Source organism: Pseudomonas sp. SIMBA_068 (genome assembly GCF_046534705.1).
In the GTDB taxonomy this organism is placed as follows: domain Bacteria; phylum Pseudomonadota; class Gammaproteobacteria; order Pseudomonadales; family Pseudomonadaceae; genus Aquipseudomonas; species Aquipseudomonas putida.
Map to the genome: position 1 here is coordinate 1 of NZ_JAWRYI010001332.1, position 245 is coordinate 245.

At 62.9% G+C, this 245-nt stretch carries 1 pseudogene; it reads right to left on the reverse strand.

What is annotated here, in order from left to right:
* Nucleotides 1-245 (reverse strand): annotated as a pseudogene (locus SB756_RS33915) (TonB-dependent receptor); the annotation flags it as partial.

Below are 245 nucleotides of genomic sequence, written 5' to 3' on the forward strand. Positions count from 1 at the left end.
GCGCCGCGCGCTACCAGCTCGGCGAAATTGGGGTTCATCTGCCAAAGCTGGGTCAGTTCGGGGCTGAATGACAGCGCCGCATCGCAGGCACGCCAGACCTGCTGACGGTCGAAGTGCTGCGCCGAGCCCTGAACATACAGGCTGTGCTCAGGGTTGAAGTCGATGCTCCAGCGCACCGAGCCCGCGTAGTCCTTGGCATTGACGTCAGCGTTGTCACCTTGCTGGGTGACATAGGGGAAGACCGG